This window comes from Cupriavidus pinatubonensis, from assembly GCF_019602855.1.
GTDB lineage: Bacteria > Pseudomonadota > Gammaproteobacteria > Burkholderiales > Burkholderiaceae > Cupriavidus > Cupriavidus pinatubonensis.
Map to the genome: position 1 here is coordinate 1,987,068 of NZ_CP080766.1, position 14,787 is coordinate 2,001,854.

Here is a 14,787-nt window from a genome sequence, read left to right on the forward strand (position 1 = left end):
CGGTCGCGCATGACGGCGCCTTCGCAAGTTCCTTGCCAGTCTCGTCGCTACGGCGGTATAGCGGCTCCAGAGGGCCTGTGCCGCCGGACGTGCAATCTTTACCGGTGCGCGTACGGCGCTTCTGAAAAAGGGAGTCAGCCCTGGTTGCGCGCGAGCACCATTGCCAGTTCCACCGCGGTAGCGGCCACGGTGTCGACGTCCGGCGCGTACCCGTCGCGTATCCAGCGCAGCGCGATGTGAACGACACCGCCAGCGACGCCGGCCAGTAACAGGGGATCCGCAGTCTGCCCGGCAGGCAGCAGCGTGTGCGCGAGCAGGCCGCCGAACGCCCGCAGCGACTCATCGAGCGCTTCATCGACACGCTTGCTGACGCCACGGATCTCCAGCAGGAACACCCGGGCCGAGCGCGGTTCGCGCTGCAGCGCGCCGAAGTACGCGCGCAGCATGGCCAGCGCGCGCTGCTGCCGGTCGCGTCCCGCGTCTTGCGCCGCATGCTCGATCGATTGCAGCAGCAGATCGGTCACGGCGCGGAACGACGCTTCGAGCAGCGCCTCGCTGTTGGCGAAGGACTCGTAGAAATAGCGTTCGGTCAGCCCTGCCGCCTCGCAGACCGACTTGACCGTGGAGTTCTGGTAGCCGCGCTCCCCATAGACCTGGATGGCGGCCGCAATCAGCTGGCAGCGGCGCTGCGTGCGGCGCTCGTCGGCTGCTGCACCGCGGTAGCGGCGGGCGGTGGAGGTTTCGGTGGGCTCGGTAGGCGCGGTCGTCATGGGGCCATTATGACATTCCCTATTGTCAGATTACATCTGACAACCTATGGTGTCAGAAGTGACTGCATCCGGGAAATCCGACATGACTGCTGCCGCACCTGAAGACACGTTGCTCGATGTGCTGATTGTGGGTGCCGGCCTGTCGGGTATCGGCGCCGCGCGGCAGTTGCAGCAGCGGTGCCCCGGCAAGCGCTTCGCCATCCTTGAGGCGCGCGACGCCATCGGCGGCACGTGGGACCTGTTCCGCTATCCGGGCATCCGGTCGGATTCGGATATGTACACGCTTGGCTACCGCTTCAAGCCATGGAAGGGCGCGAAAGCGATTGCTGACGGTCCGTCGATCCTGTCCTATATCCGCGAGACCGCCGACGAGGCGGGCATTACGCCGCGCATCCGCTTCGGATGCAAGGTGGTGAGCGCGGCGTGGAACAGCCACGATGCCTGCTGGACAGTTACGGCCGAACGCGTTGCCGATGGCAGCCGGCAGCAGTGGCGCGCACGGTTTCTGTATGTGTGCGCGGGCTACTACAGCTACGCTGCGGGCCACCGGCCGGCTTTCGCGGGCGAAGAAAGTTTTCGAGGACGCATCGTGCATCCGCAATTTTGGGATGCTTCGCTCGACTACGCCGCCAAGCGCGTGGTGGTGATCGGCAGTGGCGCCACGGCCGTCACGATGGTGCCTGCCATGGCTGGCACCGCTGCGCACGTGACTATGCTGCAGCGTTCGCCAAGCTACGTCGTCACGCGGCCCGGTGAGGACGCCATTGCCGCGAAGTTGCGCCGGCTGCTGCCGGAAGGCCTGGCCTATGCCGCTACGCGCTGGAAGAACGTGCTGCTCGGCATGTTCTTCTTCCAGCTTGCGCGCCGCCGGCCCGAGCGCGTCAGCGAGCGCATGGTCGGCATGGCCGCCGCGCAGCTCGGTCCTGACATCGATGTCGGCAGGCACTTCACGCCGCGCTACAAGCCGTGGGACCAGCGTGTATGCCTGGTGCCGGACGGCGACCTGTTCCGCGAGATTCGCGAAGGCCGCGCGTCGGTCGTGACCGACGCCATCGAACGCTTTACGGAAGACGGCATCCGGCTGGCGTCGGGCCAGACGCTGCCAGCCGATATCGTCGTGACGGCGACCGGGCTCAAGCTCAATATGCTCGGCGATATCGCCATCAGCGTGGATGGCCAGCCGCGCGTGCCGGCCGAGCAGATGGCCTACAAGGGCATGATGCTCAGCGACGTGCCGAACCTGGTGCTGGCCTTCGGCTACACCAACGCCTCGTGGACGCTGAAAGCGGATCTCACGGCCGAGTACGTTTGCCGGCTGCTGAGGTACATGGACCGCCGGGGCTATCGCGCTGCCGTGCCGCGGCGCGATGCCGCGGTCAAGCCCACGCCGTTCCTCGACTTCACGTCCGGCTATGTGCAGCGCGCCGCTAGCGTGTTGCCCCGTCAGGGCGACCGCAAGCCATGGCGGCTCTACCAGAACTACCTCATGGACATGCTCACCATCCGCCATGGCCGCATTGCCGATGGCGTGCTCCAGTTCGATGCCCCACATCCCGCGACGGCGCCGCGCGAAGTGCCGGTCAGCCTGTCAGGCGGCGAGGTACAACCATGACCTTCCTGTTCTATGCGGTGCTGGCCGTTGCGGCGCTCTTCGCCTGCCTGTTCCTTTACACCATGCGCGCGGTGCGGCGCGTCGAGGCGGCGCTGCCGCCCGACGGTCGCTTCGTCGACGTGCCCGGCGCGCGCCTGCATGTCGTCGAGCGCGGGCAGGGGCCTGCGCTGCTGCTCGTGCACGGACTGTCGGGCCAGCTCGGCAATTTCGGCTACGGCATGATCGAGCCGCTCGCGCGCGACTTTCGCGTCGTCGCGGTGGATCGGCCCGGCTCAGGCTATTCCGTCCGTACGCCCGGAGCGAGCGCAGACCTGGCGGCGCAGGCCGACGTGCTGGCGGCGCTGATCGACAAGCTTGGATTGGAGCGGCCGCTAGTTGTCGGCCATTCGCTGGGCGGGGCCATTGCGCTTGCGCTGGCGGCAGGCCATCCCGACCGGGTCGGCGGCCTTGCACTGGTGGCTCCGCTGACGCATCCGGCCGAGGAGATTCCGCCGGTGTTTCGGCCGCTGGCCATCCGGCAGCCCTGGCTGCGCCAGTTCGTGGGGTGGACGCTAGCGGTGCCGATGTCGGACCTGCGGCGCGACGAGGTCTTGGACATCGTCTTCGGCCCCGATCCCGTGCCTGCGGACTTCGCGCTACGCGGCGGTGGCATGCTGGCCTTGCGGCCCAGCCATTTCGTTGCGGCGTCGGAGGATCTGGTTGCCGGCGTGCCGAGCCTGCCGAGGCTGGTGGCGCGCTACGCAGAACTGCGCCTGCCTGTGAGCATCCTGTTCGGTCGCGAAGACCGGATTCTCGATCCCGCCGCCAATGGCGACGCCCTGGTGAACAAGATGCCCGGTGCCTCGCTGACGCTGGTGCCCGGCGGACATATGCTGCCGATCACCGCCGCCGCGACCTGCGTCGACTTCGTCCGCGAAGCCGCGGCACGGCTGCGCGAAGGGCAGCAGGTGGCGGCATGAGCCAAATGCCTCGCGCGCAGCGCCGGTATCCGGGTTCAGTGGTGGGCCATGCCGGGCTTGCAGTCCTGCACCCAGCCGGCGACACGGCTTGGGGTCATCGTCGGACGCCACTCGCCGGAGCTTCGGATCTCGACATCCGTTCCCTGCCGCGCCTGGCGCAGGCTCACGATGTAGAAATAGCCCGTGTCGGAACGCGTGGCGGAACCAATGCGCACATCGACCTTGCCCGGTTCCGGGTAGGCGAGGACATTGGCTTCTTCGCGCAGCCTGCTCTTGAGGCACAGTGTGAGGTCGCCGACGCTGGCGTCGGAGTGGATCTGCTTCGGTTCCTGGGCCTGGATGTACTCGACGTTGGCGCCGCTGGCGCAGGCGGCCAGCCAAGGCACCGCGACCGCCGCGAGCAGGAGGATGCGGGTTGCGGACATGCATGTTCCCTTTGTGGATGCGACGCTGCATGCTACCTGAGAATGTGTAGCACAGGTCCGTCCGAACTTCACGCCGCGCCGGCTGCCGCCGACCGGCCAAGCCTCTGACCCACTGCCGACAGGATGACGCCGATGGACGCCGCGATTGCTCCCAATCCTTACAAGCGTGACTACGCCACTGCCTTCAGCGCAATGCGCAAACTGCTGGCCGACGGGCACGACACCACGCAGGTGTTCCTGATCATGCGCGCGCTGAACGGGCCGTCGATGCCGAAGAACTTCGCGCGCCTGCTTGGCACGCCCGAAGGGCGAAGGTTGGTTTATCAGCGCACCGAACTGGCGGAGCGGCTCGCCGACCCGGCTTTCGTGGCGAGCTTCGCGCCGGGTACGGTGGGCGCCGCGTATCGCGATTTCCTGCACAAGACCGGCTATAGCGCGGACGGACTCGCGGATATCTCCAACCTTGGCCGCGAGCCGCTGGTCGAAGATGCCTACATGTGGTTCGGCCGGCGCACGCGCGATATCCACGACATCTGGCACGTGCTGACCGGCTACCGCGCGGACGAGAGCCTTGGCGAAGCCGCACTGGTCGCGTTCAGCTATGCGCAGACCGGCGGCCTGGGCTGGGCGTTCATCGCGGTAGCCGCATCGCTGAAGAGCCTGCGCCTGACGGGGAGCATTGCTTTTGCGCGCGCGGTGCTGGAAGGCTACCGCCTCGGCCGCCGCACGAAATGGCTGCTGGAGGAAGATTACGAACTGCTGCTGCATGAACCGCTCGACACGGCGCGTGCCCGCCTTGGCATTGGCGAGGCGCCGCGTTACATGGCGTGCAATCCGCTGCAGGACTGGCACGCCTGAGCGGTCGTCAGCTATGGCTGGCCGCGCCGCATGATCGCGGCCAGCGAATCGACCCGCGTCCTGTCCGCCGCCATGACGATGCCATCGGCGAAGACGGGCTGGGCCAGTCGCGTCAGCACATCACCCGGCGGCGCTTCGATAACCACGCGTGCACCCGTCGCGTACGCGAGCAGCATGGTCTCGTGCCAGCGCACCGGGACGGCCATGTTGAGGGCCAGGTCATCGGCGATCCGGCGTGGGTCGCGCAGTTCGCGCGCAAGGCTCGCGCTGAAGTAGCGCAGGCGCGGTGGCGACATGGCGATGTGTGCCATTTCCTTGCCCAATTCGGCGGCGGCGTCATCGAGCAGGGCGCAATGCGAAGGTACATGGATCGCGACACGCTTCGCCGCCTGTGCGCCCGACGCGATTGCCAACGCTGCCACCGCTTCCATCGCCGGGACGCTGCCAGCGATCACGATCTGCGCGGGCGCATTGAAGTTGGCGAGATAGACCGGCGTTTGCGGTGTGTGAATCTGCGCCACCAGCGGTTCCAGCCGCATGCGCTCCAGGCCGAGAATCGCCGTCATGCCGTAGCCGTTCGGATAGGCTTGCTCCATGAGTTCGCCACGCAGGCGGACGATGCGCAGTGCGTCGGAGAATGGCAGTACCTCTGCACTGACGGCCGCCGCATAGGCACCGATCGAAAGTCCGGCAACGGCGTCGGCATGGCCACCTTCTGCCGCCAGGCAGCGCGCCATGGCCACGCCGGCCGTCAGCAGGCAAAGCTGTACCCACACCGTCGATTGCAGGCGCGACGCGGTATCCATGTCGGCGGGCTGCGTTTGCAGCACGTCCGCAGCTTCCGCAAGCACCGCGGCGACGGCCCGATGATCGGGCAGGTCCGCGAGCATGCCGGCCCGCTGCGAGCCCTGGCCTGGAAAGGTCAGCAGCACGCTCATGTCACGGCCTGCCACGGATCGGCGCACATCCTCGGTCCGTGCGCAGTCTTCATCAGCACCTTGCCGCCGGTGCGCCGCCATTCGAGGAACGAGAAGCCGCCCTGTGGGGTATCGACCTGAATGTCGATTCGTGCGGGACCGGCATCCTGCAGCGACGACAGCAAATCCGCATCGGCTTGCGGCAGTGACTGCTCCGCGTAGACCAGCAGGTCGAGGTCGCTCTGCGCATGCAGCACATGGATGCCGCTCGCAAGCGTGAATCCTGCGCTGCCGCCCACGCCCCAGCGGATGTTGCGCGCGTCGAGCGCATCGGCGACCGCATCAAGCGTGCGGATGGCGGCAAGCGCGGCCAGCTCCGGACGTTGCCACGCGCGCGACGCGGCGATCTCTACTGGTGTCACCACGCGCGCCACGTCGGCGGGAGAGACCCACGCACCGAACCGTTCTTCACGCGATCTGCCGCGCAGACCGATTGCGATCGCGTCCTTGCGCCGCGCATCGCGCCGCACGACGACAGGCGTCGTGTCGAGCGCCGCAACCGAAACCCAGTCCGGCAGCGCCACGCCGCCCAGGGCGCGGCGCGCATCGGCCAGCCAGAGCAGGTCGTGCGGCGCCGGACGGGACATATTCACGCCTGCCATTGCCGCAGCAGGCAATCGCGCACCTGACGCGACGCCTCACGGTTCTCGCCGTTGCGCCGACCCGACAAGTCGGGCGCACCATCGCGGCGGATATCCGCCAGCGCGGCCAGGATCGTGTCGCGAGCCAGGTGGATATCCGTGGGTTCGGGGACATCGGCCGAGGCCACGTCGATCAGCCGCCACAGGATGCCGAGCGTCGCGAAATTACCGATGTCATACGCCATCGGCGGCACGGTGGCGGCCAGCGCCTCGAGGTCCTCGACGGTGCGCATGGTGATGCGCGCTGCGGCGTCCTTGCCCATCGCATGCACGAGCACGCCGCTGTCGCGCAGCGCGATGATGCGGTTGGCCTGGTAGCCGTGCGCGAGAAACGCGCCCGACATGGCCTTGCCGACGATCAGCGCCACGACCGGATGCCCGGCAAGACGCGCTTCGGCATACGCGGCAGCAGCGGCAGCGAGCGACTGGTGAATGCCCAGCGCTTCTTCGCGACGTCCATAAGCCTGGCTCGGCGTATCCACCACCGCGACGATGGCGCGTTTGACTGCGGCATCGCGATCGGCCTCGACCACTTCACGCACGGCCTGCGCGAGCGACCATCCTTCTATCAGTCCGACCTCGCCGTTGCGAGCGCGCGGAAAGCGGCTATCCGCATCGGGCACCACGGCAATCCAGCGGACCAGTGTGCCGGCCAACTCGCCGTCTGCGACGGTCACGGACTTTGGAAACCCTTCGCGGTATTGCGCCGTGGGCGCCAGTGCGCGCAGCCAGCGAGCGCCGCGGCTCATGTCCTTGTCTGTGGCGTTCATGCGTCAGTCTCCCGATGGAAGTGGCCAAACAGGCGCTGCACTTCGGCCGGTGTGGGCTGTGTGCCGGCATCGTAGTCCTGCAGCACGGACAGCACCTCGCGGTAGCGCTCGCTGCGATGCGTGGCCGACACCGGCACGCGCAGTTCGCTCGCGACCGCGTCGCGCAGCGCGACGCAGTCGTCGGCCACGTACACCTCAGCGAAGCCCGTGGCGGCACGCTGCGCGCCGCCGGTGAAGCTCCAGATAAACGGGCGGTCGCGCGAATCGTATTCCGCGATACCAGCCTCCTGTTCGATCACGGCGGGTCCGTTCAGGCCAAGCCGGCCTTCCTGCGTCATGACCAGCGACGTGCACAACCCGGCCGCGATCGACATGCCGCCAAAGCAACCGACCTGCCCCGCGATCACCCCGACTACCGGCTGGTAGCGCCGCAGGTCGACGATGGCAGCGTGAATATCGGCGATGGCCGCCAGGCCAAGGTTAGCTTCCTGCAGCCGCACCCCGCCGGTTTCGAGCAGCAGCACCGCGCGCGTCGGCACGCCGCGCCGGTTGTCGTCGGCGGCAAGCTCCAGCGCACCGGCGATCTTCGCGCCGCCGACTTCGCCAAGGCTGCCGCCCTGGAAGGCGCCTTCAATGGCGAGCACCACGACCGGCTGCCCGTCGATGCGCCCCTTCGCGACAATCACGCCGTCGTCACTCTGCGGCACGATGCCCTGGCGCGCGAGCCATGGGGACTGCAGGCCGTCGAACGGCCCCGCCAGTTCGCGGAACGTGCTGGTGTCCAGCAGCAAGCGGGCCCGTTCCCGCGCACCGAGTTCGATGAAGCTGTTGCGGGCGAGCAAGGATGCGGTATTCATGTGCGCTCCTGTTGTCCGTGTGCGTCGAGCGCCTCGAACGCTTCGGCCAGCCGCATGCCGACCACGCCCGGCGTAGCGCCGAAATCGTGGATGCGGATCTGCATGGCGGCACGCGTCTCTGCGGCGAAGACGCGCGACAGCTGCGCGTCCCAGACGCGGGCATAGCCATTGACGGAGGTCGTGACGTCCACCGTCGTTACGCCGCTGGTGCCGGGTTCGACCATCACTTCGAGATCCCCTGATCCCACCACACCGACCAGTACGCGCGTCGCGGCAGGCGCACCCGCCGGATATTCAAAACGCAGTTGTTCCATGGAAGTCTCCAAAATTTTTCCCGGTCGCGGATGCCTGAGACAGCCTGTCGAGGAAGATCGTCGAGGCCAGCAGGTCTGCGGCGCCGCCCGGCGATGCGCGCCGGGCCAGCATGCCGGCGTCGAACTCGCGCAGCGCGCGCCGGCCCGCAACGGTGCCTGTGCCGCCCGCCGCCAGCACCGCATGCGCGCCGGCCTGCATATAGGCAAGGCCGGCGCGGCCCGACCGGGCCAGCACGCAGGTGTCGTCAAGCGCGCTCATCAGTGCGAGCAGTGCATTGAGGCGCGCAACGCATTCGCTGTCGCCGCGCATGCGGCTGTGCTGCAGCACCGGCAACGCGCGCCGCATGACGTGTGGAAAGCCCGCGTGTGCCTGCGCGCGCGCGCCGCCTACGCCATAGGCCAGACAGGCCAGCTCGCCCTTGTTGCCGGTTACCGCGGGCCGGTGCCGATCGGTGAGCCGAGCGATGGCGCCCGCCGCGTGGCTGACCGCGTTTGCGGTGGCACGTTTCCCGGCCGCATCAAGCTGCGCTGCCGCGCCAACCAGCAGCCCGAGGCACCAGATCGCGCCGCGATGCGTATTGACGCCACCCGTCGCAGCGAACATCGCGGTTTCCGCCTCGCGGCCAAGCGCGCCAAGCCGCTCGCGCAGCACATAGCCGACGCGCGTTGCGCGCTGGCCCGCCACGGCCATCGCAGCGAACGACGGGCCCAGCGCATGCGCGGAACGCAGCATTAGCGACAGGGTCAGGTCGGCATGCGCGCCGCTGCCACGGCTGTCGACCAGGCCTGGCTTTGGCGACAAGCGCGCTTCGTCGATAATGGCGTCGACCGCGAGGCCGGCCAGCGCTTGGGCATTGGCCGACGGTGTGTCGTTCAACGGAGCCGTATCATCAGCCCAAATGATTCTTGCCGCTGCGGCGCCCATCACCAGCTCCGGAAGCGGGCCGGCGGTGCGTACAGCCCCCCGGACCACTCGACAAGATCCGCCATGCTCTTGGCCGCCAGCAGGCTGCGCGTAGCCTGGCTGCGCTGCACGCCAAGGTCTTCGGGCAGCGCGATCAGGCCGTCGCTGCGCATGCGGCGCGTCTGTGCCGGGTCGTGCTTCAGGCCGATCGGCGTCACGCCGGCCACTGCGGCAATCATCCTGCGCCGCTCTTCGAGCGATTGCGCCTTGTACAGGTAGGCAATGCCTTCCTCGGTCAGCACGTGCGTGACGTCGTCGCCGTAGATCATGACCGGCGCGAGCGGCATGCCGCTTTCGCGTGCGACGTCCACGGCATCCATCGATTCGACGAAGGTGGGCTTGCCGCCGGCCTGGAAGGTTTCGACCATCTGCACGACGAGCTTGCGGCCGCGCGCGAGCGGGTCATCGGTTTCGATCAGGTCCAGCCATGCCGGCGTGGGATGTCGGCGGCCGCCGGGGTTGTGGCCCATATTCGGTGCACCGCCGAAGCCTGACAGCCGGCCGCGCGTGACCGTGGACGAATGCCCGTCGCCGTCGATCTGCAGTGTCGAGCCGATGAACAGGTCCACCGCATATTGCCCGGCAAGCTGGCAGAACGCGCGGTTCGAACGCATCGAGCCATCCGCGCCCGTGAAGAAGATGTCGGGGCGGGCGGCGACGTACGGCTCCATGCCCAGTTCGCTGCCGAAGCTGTGCACGCTTTCGACCCAGCCGGTTTCAATGGCCGGGATCAGCGTCGGATGCGGGTTCAGGGTCCAGTACTTGCAGATCTTGCCCTTCAGGCCCAGCGACTCGGCATAGGTCGGCAGGATCAGTTCGATCGCCGCCGTGTTGAAGCCGATGCCGTGGTTCAGCGACTGCACCTGGTGGCGTTCGTAGATGCCGCGGATCGCCATCATTGCCATCAGCACGTGCACGGGCTTGATCAGGCGCGGGTCCCGCGTGAACAGTGGCTCGCAGAAGAACGGCTGGTCGGCCTGCACCACGTAGTCGACCCACGAACCCGGCACATCGACGCGCGGCAGGTCGGCCGGGTCGTCGACAATCTCGTTGACCTGCGCGATCACGAGGCCGTCGCGGAACGCCGCGGCTTCCACGAGGGCGGGCGTGTCTTCGGTGCTCGGGCCGGTGTACAGGTTGCCGTCGCGGTCGGCCTTGTAGCCGGCAATCAGCACGACATTGGGCACCAGATCGACGTACAGCCGCGCGTACAGCTCGATGTAGGTGTGGATCGCGCCGACTTCGAGCAGGCCGTCTTCGAGGAACTGCGAGATCCGGATGCTCTGCGCTCCTGCGTAGGAGAAGTCGAGCTTGCGGGCGATGCCGCGCTCGAACAGGTCCAGGTGCTCGACCCGGCTGACGCTTGGGATGATCATGTGCAGTCCGTTCACGCGCTCCGGGCTGACCTGCGCGAGAGAGCGGGACAGGAAATCGGCCTGCTTCTGGTTATTGCCTTCGACCACCACGCGGTCGCCCGGGAGCAGCACGGCCTCCAGGAAGGGCACGATATCGCCGGTCGGTATGCGCTTGCCCTGCGCGATGGCGGCGCCCTGCTGCTTGCGCCGCGCCTTGGCTTCTCTGCGGGTGTTCCACTGACGCCCCGGGGTGGTGCTGGTCATCGTGTCTCCGGCTATGGTCTGTCTGATGGCCTTCACCATAAACAGCGGGAGAGCACGGAACAATCACACGGTCGGCAGGATCGTTACGCTTGGCGAAAGCGAGGCTTACTTTTCGGCTTGCCGCATCGCCATGCGGCACACGGCCGCCAGCGCAAGCAGGTTGGGATCGCGTTCGCGCCGGCGCAGGAAGCTCAGGCCAATGGTCTGCCGGATATTGTCGTAGTCGGACGTAAGCGGCACGAATGCCACATTGCGCGAATGCACGGCCTTCACGCGGCCCGGCAGCAGTGTGTAGCCGACGCCGCCGCCGACAAGGTTCATCAGCGAGAAGATGTCGCCGACCTTCATGACCAGGTTCGGCTGGAAATCCGCAATCTTGAACGCCTCCGCGAAGCCGCGGGAGGTGGCGAATCCCTCGCTCAGCGACACGAACGGCTCGTCCTGGCAGGCGCGCAGGTCGACGGCCGGCATCGCCGCGTAGGGCGAGTCGGCCGGCGCGGCGAAGAATATCTCGTCCTCGAACAGCGGGATCGATTCAATCTCGGGGTCCGGCTCGGGCGTCGCCATCAGCGTGGCGTCGATCGAGCCCTGCTTGAGCATCTGCAGCAAGTCCGCGTTCGAGCCCAGCACCAGTTCCGTCTGCAGGTCCGGGCGCCTCGCCTTCAGGCCGATCACGATCTGCGGCACGGTGTGCGCCGTCAGCGAATACAGCGAGCCGATCTTGAGATGGTCCGCCAGGTAACCGGCGGCCTCGCGCGTGGCGCGGATGCCGTCGGCCATGGCCTTGAGCACCTCGCGCGCCGCGTCAGCCAGCACATGGGCCGCGTCGGTCGGGATCAGGTTGCGGCCTTCATGCCGGAACAGCGCGCAGCTCGTGCCCTCTTCGAGCGAGTGCAACGCGCGGTGCACGCTGACCGTACTGGTGTCCAGGATCTCGGCGGCCTTGGCCAGGTTGCCGGATTCCATGAACGCCAGCAGTGCTTCGAGCTTGCGGAAGGTGATCTCTTCGCCGATGCGGATTCTCATTGGGGGCAATGGTGGAAACGAGGGCCCCCTATCTTAGCCGCGCGGCGGTCACAGCACGACAAAGACAAACCAGAGCACCACCGGGGCAATGAGGGAGATAGACCATGAGCTTGCGGAAGAACGCCTGCCGGTCCACGCCGAATCGGGGACTGTCACGGAGAGCCGGGCGCCGTGGGATCGTACGCCCGGCCGGGCAGGTCAGGCGACGCTGCCGTCCGTGTAGACATCGACCATGCGCGACGGCTCGCCCGACACGCCGCAGCGGTCCATGCCGGCCAGTGAGCCCTCGCTGTACACGTCAAAACCGCGCGACGGCTCGCTGGACACACCACGGCGGTCCATGCCGGACAGTTTGCGTGTGTCCTCGATGTCACGCGTGGCGGGGGCGACATCGCGCGCGCCATCTGTGTACGGGTCATAGCGGCCCACGCGGGCGCCGTTGCCGTAGACGTCGCGTGCGTCGGTGCGGAAATTGTAGCCATACTTGTCGCCGGGAAACGGACTGTCGCGCGGGTCGGTGGCATGGGCAGCGCCGGCAACGAACGCGGCGGCAAAAACGGCAGAAGCGAGGATCGTAGAGGCGAGTTTGCGGGTCATGTCGTAACTCCTTGTATGGAAAGGGAAGAGGGCAGAACGTGACGGGCGTTCTCTCCCTTTTACGCACGCCGCATGCCAGTGGATGTGGTGGGAAAAATGTGGCTGGGTTGGCGCTAAAACGCGGGGAAAGTGACGTCGCTGCACCTGCAATGGTGGGTATGGGCCAACACGTGGTCTCGGCGCTACCGCGACGATCCAACACTCCGGACGGTGACCTTGCGCGCAGTAGGTAGGACGCGGCGGAGCACGCGCATGGGTCAAAGTCAACCGCGGGCGCCGATTCGCGTGTGTCCGGAAACCCCGCTTTGTGGAATCGAACTCGTGCTATCCCTGGCCGCCGATCTTCACTAGTCTCGTTCTTTCCGAGACATGGAGCCGACCTGTGCCGGCCCTTCGTCAGCCCGACCCCCACGTTAGGCGCGGGGGATCAACCCCAAGGAGATGAGCATGCCCGAAGTCAATCTTCAACCCATGTATGCAGCACAGGCGGCAGCCATGGATATCGTGTTTGGCATGACGACCAAGACCCTGGATGCTTATCAGCGGCTCACCGAGCTGAGCATGCAGACCATGAAGGCGACGCTTGCCGACAACCAGGAAACCGTGCGGCAGGCGTTTGCGGCAAAGAGCCCGCAAGAGTTCTTCGCGCTGCAGGTAACGGCGGTAGAGCCAGCGGCCGAAAAGGCACGGGCATTCTTCCAGCAGGTGCAGGAAATCGCCGCGACCACACGCGAGGAATTCCAGAAGGTTGCGGCCGCTCAGTACGAAACCAACAAGCAGACCGTCCAGCAAATATTTGAAAAGCTCGCCCAGAACGTGCCGGCGGGATCCGAAGGGGCGTTCAGTGCCTGGCAGGCTGCGATGACGTCCGGTGCGTCGTTGTGCGAATCGATGCAGCAGTCGACGAAGCAAGCGATCGAGTTGGCGGAGACCCAGGTGGCCAATGCGGCCGCGGCGGCGGCTGCGGGGCATAAGGGTGGGGGGCAATCTGCGGGGAGGGTGGTGGTGGCCAAGAGGTGAATGGAATCTGCATGACGCAATGCCGTTCAGTTAAGGCCCTAAGACGTGCCTGTCATTCCCGCGCAGGCGGGAATCCAGCGTCTTTCACGTCCCCTTCGGGAATAAAGTCACTGGGTCCCCGCCTGCGCGGGAACGACAGTGGCTAACCGAAAGGCATTAGCCTGGATGAGGCGGCGTTTGTCGTTCTTGGCATGCGCCGCAGAGTTTGCTGGGAGGGACTTAGCGCTCGTGGCAGGCGCCGCTGTTTCGCCAGCGCCAGGACCAAAAAAAGCCCACTCATACGAGCGGGCAACCATCGGGAATCGACGCTCGGCGGCCAGACGCCGGGCACATCTGAAGCATATGTCGGAAAAACATCCCCACACCTGTCCGGAACGGTGCCGTTCCGGACATAAAGAACCCGCTGACGATTCCCCTTTGTTTTCATAGCATCCAGTCAACAGCTGAAAAATCCGCGTGCCGCCATGACTCCAGGAAGATTCCGTGAGCTTGTCATTTTGGACCGCTACATGAGTGAACTTAAGGCCGAAATCAATCTGCAGCAGCAGCGCGCTGCGCGGCTGACCGATGCTGCCGAATCGCTGAAGGTTGCCGAGACGGTGGCAAGCCTGGAGCGCGCGTTGGCGGCACTTGAGGTTCGCCTGAATTCGACGCGGCTGAGTAAGGCATCGTAGGGAGCACCGTGCACCACCTGACCATGTGGTCCACGATGCCGCGGCGTGGCGCTACGGACGCGCTGGACGCGGCGCGACGGAATTTCCGCGACGAATTGCTGCTTTACCAGACTATCGCCATAGGCCGATAACGGGGCGCGGAGAGTCGACATGAGTTCGTTGGAGCTATGGTGCATTGCGCTCGCCGCAACGGGCCTCCTGCTGCTGGCGCGCGTTTATGCCATTTACCGGATACGGGCCACATTCATGGCCGACCCCCGCCTGCGTGAAGTCTTGTACGGCCGCTTGCCCGGCTACGACGAAATGGCCTTCGCGCCGTGGCACTGGACGCGGTGGACCATCGGCGCATGGCGCTCCTTTGCGCTGAACTCAGGCGTGGCGGAAAAAACTCAGGTCTGAGCGCACTGTCCTGCGCCATGCCGGCTCAGGCCCGGTTCTCGCGTGCGGAAGCCACCTTGTCCGAAGTGCCCGGCTCTGCCATGCCGCGGTGCTGTTCCGCCAGAAAATCCGCTGGCGTCACCAGTGCGATCGCTGCGCGCAGCTTGTTCTGCCAGCCGGTGATGACTTCGCCCTTGCAAAACGGCCGACAACGCGATGGCACGGACAATGCTCCGAAATGGTCAGCTTATGAAACCGGTAGCGGACAGGCGCGCAGCCACCTGCTGACATATGCGACATATGGACAGTTCCTGCCGTGCCAGACA

At 66.5% G+C, this 14,787-nt stretch carries 18 protein-coding genes; 6 read left to right on the forward strand and 12 right to left on the reverse strand.

The genetic code is table 11. The features are described 5' to 3' along the window. Nucleotides 1–134: 134 nt before the first annotated feature. Entirely contained in the window at nt 135–770 is a 636-nt protein-coding gene (locus K2O51_RS09035; protein WP_011301050.1) for a TetR/AcrR family transcriptional regulator, read from the reverse strand. A gap of 82 nt (nt 771–852) precedes the next feature. On the opposite strand from K2O51_RS09035, the gene K2O51_RS09040 reads away from it, so the two are divergent. Together K2O51_RS09040 and K2O51_RS09045 are read left to right on the forward strand one after the other, a co-directional pair. Next, the gene (locus K2O51_RS09040) at nt 853–2,382 is read left to right on the forward strand and encodes a flavin-containing monooxygenase (protein ID WP_220630096.1); all 1,530 of its coding nucleotides are present in this window, start codon (nt 853–855) and stop codon (nt 2,380–2,382) included. Next, nucleotides 2,379–3,341 (forward strand): alpha/beta fold hydrolase, encoded by a 963-nt coding sequence (locus K2O51_RS09045; protein ID WP_220630097.1) that lies wholly within the window; start codon nt 2,379–2,381, stop codon nt 3,339–3,341. Before K2O51_RS09040 ends, K2O51_RS09045 begins: the two co-directional genes overlap by 4 nt. Before the next feature lie 35 nt (nt 3,342–3,376). On the opposite strand, the gene K2O51_RS09050 is transcribed toward K2O51_RS09045, so the two are convergent. Further along, entirely contained in the window at nt 3,377–3,766 is a 390-nt protein-coding gene (locus K2O51_RS09050) for a hypothetical protein (RefSeq protein ID WP_011301047.1), read from the reverse strand. 132 nt (nt 3,767–3,898) lie between these two features. Between K2O51_RS09050 and K2O51_RS09055 the strand changes: the two genes are divergently transcribed. Next, on the forward strand, nt 3,899–4,624 hold the full coding sequence (locus tag K2O51_RS09055) for a ubiquinone biosynthesis protein COQ4 (RefSeq protein ID WP_220630098.1): 726 nt from the start codon (nt 3,899–3,901) through the stop codon (nt 4,622–4,624). A gap of 11 nt (nt 4,625–4,635) precedes the next feature. Here the strand turns inward: K2O51_RS09055 and mdcH are convergent, their stop codons facing one another. The 9 genes from mdcH to K2O51_RS09100 all read right to left on the reverse strand — a co-directional run bounded on the left by mdcH (nt 4,636) and on the right by K2O51_RS09100 (nt 12,389). Beyond that, nucleotides 4,636–5,562 carry a malonate decarboxylase subunit epsilon gene (mdcH, locus tag K2O51_RS09060; protein ID WP_140953059.1) on the reverse strand — a complete coding sequence of 309 codons (927 nt, stop codon included), beginning with the start codon at nt 5,560–5,562 and terminating at the stop codon, nt 4,636–4,638. Further along, nucleotides 5,559–6,188, reverse strand: a complete 630-nt coding sequence (locus tag K2O51_RS09065; RefSeq protein ID WP_245001799.1) for a malonate decarboxylase holo-ACP synthase — start codon at nt 6,186–6,188, stop codon at nt 5,559–5,561. Before K2O51_RS09065 ends, mdcH begins: the two co-directional genes overlap by 4 nt. Before the next feature lie 2 nt (nt 6,189–6,190). Next, the gene (gene mdcE, locus K2O51_RS09070; protein ID WP_220630100.1) at nt 6,191–7,012 is read right to left on the reverse strand and encodes a biotin-independent malonate decarboxylase subunit gamma; all 822 of its coding nucleotides are present in this window, start codon (nt 7,010–7,012) and stop codon (nt 6,191–6,193) included. After that, nucleotides 7,009–7,869: a biotin-independent malonate decarboxylase subunit beta gene (locus K2O51_RS09075; RefSeq protein ID WP_011301042.1), complete on the reverse strand. Its 861-nt coding sequence runs from the start codon at nt 7,867–7,869 to the stop codon at nt 7,009–7,011. The genes mdcE and K2O51_RS09075 overlap by 4 nt, the downstream gene beginning before the upstream one ends. Next, nucleotides 7,866–8,183, reverse strand: coding sequence for a malonate decarboxylase subunit delta (locus K2O51_RS09080; RefSeq protein ID WP_140953053.1), 318 nt, complete (start codon nt 8,181–8,183; stop codon nt 7,866–7,868). The genes K2O51_RS09075 and K2O51_RS09080 overlap by 4 nt, the downstream gene beginning before the upstream one ends. After that, complete coding sequence (locus K2O51_RS09085) at nt 8,164–9,108, reverse strand: triphosphoribosyl-dephospho-CoA synthase (RefSeq protein WP_220630101.1); 945 nt, start codon at nt 9,106–9,108, stop codon at nt 8,164–8,166. The genes K2O51_RS09080 and K2O51_RS09085 overlap by 20 nt, the downstream gene beginning before the upstream one ends. Further along, complete coding sequence (gene mdcA / locus K2O51_RS09090; RefSeq protein WP_211956420.1) at nt 9,108–10,766, reverse strand: malonate decarboxylase subunit alpha; 1,659 nt, start codon at nt 10,764–10,766, stop codon at nt 9,108–9,110. Before mdcA ends, K2O51_RS09085 begins: the two co-directional genes overlap by 1 nt. Before the next feature lie 105 nt (nt 10,767–10,871). Next, nucleotides 10,872–11,792 (reverse strand): LysR family transcriptional regulator, encoded by a 921-nt coding sequence (locus tag K2O51_RS09095; RefSeq protein WP_011301038.1) that lies wholly within the window; start codon nt 11,790–11,792, stop codon nt 10,872–10,874. A gap of 198 nt (nt 11,793–11,990) precedes the next feature. Beyond that, nucleotides 11,991–12,389: a hypothetical protein gene (locus tag K2O51_RS09100; protein WP_220630102.1), complete on the reverse strand. Its 399-nt coding sequence runs from the start codon at nt 12,387–12,389 to the stop codon at nt 11,991–11,993. Nucleotides 12,390–12,836: 447 nt separating this feature from the next. Here K2O51_RS09100 and K2O51_RS09105 point away from each other — a divergent pair, with 447 nt between their 5' ends. The 3 genes from K2O51_RS09105 (at nt 12,837) to K2O51_RS09115 (ending at nt 14,482) form a co-directional block, all read left to right on the forward strand. Next, nucleotides 12,837–13,409, forward strand: a complete 573-nt coding sequence (locus K2O51_RS09105; protein WP_220630103.1) for a phasin family protein — start codon at nt 12,837–12,839, stop codon at nt 13,407–13,409. Between the two features lie 509 nt (nt 13,410–13,918). After that, a complete protein-coding gene (locus tag K2O51_RS09110) occupies nt 13,919–14,083 on the forward strand; it encodes a hypothetical protein (RefSeq protein ID WP_166487096.1) in 165 nt (54 codons plus the stop codon). 150 nt (nt 14,084–14,233) lie between these two features. Further along, nucleotides 14,234–14,482: a hypothetical protein gene (locus K2O51_RS09115; protein ID WP_011301035.1), complete on the forward strand. Its 249-nt coding sequence runs from the start codon at nt 14,234–14,236 to the stop codon at nt 14,480–14,482. Between the two features lie 25 nt (nt 14,483–14,507). Here K2O51_RS09115 and K2O51_RS09120 read toward each other — a convergent pair whose 3' ends face one another. Continuing rightward, on the reverse strand, nt 14,508–14,684 hold the full coding sequence (locus K2O51_RS09120; RefSeq protein WP_166487061.1) for a hypothetical protein: 177 nt from the start codon (nt 14,682–14,684) through the stop codon (nt 14,508–14,510). Between the last annotated feature and the right edge of the window lie 103 nt (nt 14,685–14,787).